The organism is Pedobacter segetis (genome assembly GCF_016623585.1).
Classification (GTDB): Bacteria; Bacteroidota; Bacteroidia; order Sphingobacteriales; family Sphingobacteriaceae; genus Pseudopedobacter; species Pseudopedobacter segetis.
The window spans coordinates 1-2,589 of record NZ_JAEHFY010000050.1 but is presented as its reverse complement, the minus strand read 5'-3'; the positions used below and the strand labels follow the sequence as shown (position 1 = coordinate 2,589).

2 protein-coding genes are annotated in these 2,589 nt (G+C 46.1%); both read left to right on the top strand.

Annotated elements, in window-relative coordinates:
• The first annotated feature begins 157 nt into the window (after nucleotides 1–157).
• The gene (gene istA, locus I5M32_RS16510; RefSeq protein WP_234461998.1) at nucleotides 158–1,708 is read left to right on the top strand and encodes an IS21 family transposase; all 1,551 of its coding nucleotides are present in this window, start codon (nucleotides 158–160) and stop codon (nucleotides 1,706–1,708) included.
• 11 nt (nucleotides 1,709–1,719) lie between these two features.
• On the top strand, nucleotides 1,720–2,469 hold the full coding sequence (gene istB, locus I5M32_RS16505; RefSeq protein WP_200588267.1) for an IS21-like element helper ATPase IstB: 750 nt from the start codon (nucleotides 1,720–1,722) through the stop codon (nucleotides 2,467–2,469).
• Nucleotides 2,470–2,589 lie beyond the last annotated feature (120 nt).

Genomic DNA, 2,589 nt, shown 5'->3' with positions numbered 1-2,589 from the left:
TGGAGATTCCGATGAAGTTGACCACCCTATTCCGATTTAAACTGGCCAGTCATTCCGTTAGAAACTGACCAGAGTATTCCGCTGGAAAGTGACCAGGTAAGTACGTTGAAAGATGCTGTAAGATCAAGCCTATTTTTGAGGGATTAACACCTCAGAAATGGCAAATACGACAATCAGCATGAATAAGATAAGACAAATCCTCAGGATGTCCCATCAGGGGCGCAGCATCATGTCCATTACGGTACAGAGCGGTTGCTCCCGTAACACGGTAAGGAAATACATTTCTGCCTTCATTCAGGGAGACTTTAGCTTTGATGAGATAAACGCCCTTAATGACAAGGAACTGGAAGATCTTTTTGGAAAAAGCAGAGAGCAGCCACCCAGTTCCCGTATGCAAGCCCTTCAACGATGTTTCCCTGCCATGGACAAAGAACTCAAGCGTACGGGGGTAAACCGGCAGATGTTATGGGAGGCTTATTTGAAAGAATTTCCCCAAGGCTACCGTTACAGCCAGTTCTGTCTCTATTATAAGCAATGGAAGTCTCGTGTAAACCCGGTAATGCATATGGACCATAAGGCGGGCGATATGCTGTATGTTGATTTTGCCGGCCAGAAGCTCAGTTATGTGAATGAGGAAACCGGCGAAGTGATCCCGGTAGAGGTGTTCGTCGCCATCCTTGGCGCCGGCCAGCTCACTTATGTAGAAGCGGTGGCAACCCAGCGGAAAGAGGGCTTTATCATGGCCTGTGACCATGCCTTCCATTATATCGGAGGGGTGCCGGGAGCTATTGTGCCGGACAACCTGAAAGCGGCAGTGACCAAGAGCAGCCGTTATGAACCTCTGCTGAACGAGGCCTTTTCAGATTTCGCAGACCATTATGGCACCACAATATTGCCTGCCAGGGCCTACAAGCCCCGCGATAAGGCTTTGGTGGAAGGAGCCGTCAAGATCATCTATTCCCGTGTCTATGCTCCTTTGAGGAAGATGGTTTTCCACTCCATCGAATCCCTGAATGCCGCAATAAAGATAAGCCTGGAAGAACATAACAACCAGTTATTGAAAGGTCGTAACTACAGCAGGCGCCTACAGTTTGAAGAGATAGAACGGGGAGCCCTTTCTGCCCTTCCTCTGATTCCCTACGAACTAAAAAAGCAATGCTACGCTACGGTAATGAAAAACGGCCACGTCTGCCTTGGCATAGACAAACATTATTATAGTGTGCCTTATCGCTTTATCGGGAAGAAGATAAAGCTGTTATATTCCAGATCCACGGTAGAGGCTTTCTTCCATTACGAGCGCATAGCGATACATAAACGTATCAAAAGCCCGTACAACTATAGCACCGACAAGGACCACATGGCCACCTCACACAGGTTTGTGGCAGAATGGACACCGGAGAAGTTTCTGGGCTGGGCCTCCTCCATCCATGAGGATGTAAGGCTATATATCCTAAAAATACTGGAACGTAAACAGCATCCCGAACAAGCTTACAAATCCTGTATAGGGATACTCAGCTTTTCCAGAAAGGTAGGGAACGGGCGGCTTCAGATGGCCTGCAGAAGGGCGTTGGGCTATGGGATATACAACTATAAGACCATACAATCTATCCTGGAAAACAAGATGGACAGTTACCAGGACAATCTTTTTGCAGATGAGCTGCCTATGCCCAGCCATGAAAATATCAGGGGAGAAGATTATTATCAATAAACAAATAATATATGAACACCAACACTTTAGAAAAAATGAGGTCGATGAAGTTCTTCGGCATGTTCCACGCCTTCAAAAGCAGTCTTGAGAGCGGGCAGACTGATGGCTATACTGGCGATGAGTTATTGGCCCACCTATTGGAAGCCGAATGGGATTACCGGCAGAACAGACGTATAGAACGACAGCTGTTGTATGCCCGCTTCCGTTATAAAGCAACCATAGAGGAGATAAAGCACTATGTAGAGCGAAATATCGACAGGAACCAGCTGATGCGCCTTGCCGAATGCAGCTTTATCGACCGCAATGAAAACCTGCTGATTACCGGAAGCACCGGTATCGGAAAGAGCTATGTGGCCTCAGCTATTGGACACCAGGCCTGCTTTTCTGGCTATAGAGTACTTTATGCCAGCACTCCTAAATTATTCGCTAAATTGAAGATGGCCAAGGCTGACGGATCCTACAGTAAGGAAATCCTTAAAATAGAAAAGCAACAGTTACTGATACTCGATGACTTTGGTATCCAGCCCTTTGATGCCCAAAACCGGGCAGCACTGATGGAAATCATTGAAGATAGGCATGGTAAATCCTCTATGATCATCACTTCCCAACTTCCCGTTGGCAAATGGCATGAACTTATCGGTGAGAAAACCATTGCTGATGCAATCCTAGATCGTATCGTTCATGATGCCCATAGAATGGAGCTACAGGGTGAATCGATGAGAAAAAAAAGGAATCAGGAACCACCGAAAAATCACTCATAAATCTCTAAAATAATTATTACTTTTATCAAAGATCATAAGGCATCTTTCAAACCTCTTCGCCAGCTTAATCACTGGTCAGTTTGCCACGGAATTACATGGTCAACTTCATCGGAATATACA

Coding starts and splice junctions, on each gene's coding strand:
- istA (WP_234461998.1), top strand. CDS start 158: ATGGCAAATACGACAATCAGCATGAATAAGATAAGACAAATCCTCAGG.
- istB (WP_200588267.1), top strand. CDS start 1,720: ATGAACACCAACACTTTAGAAAAAATGAGGTCGATGAAGTTCTTCGGC.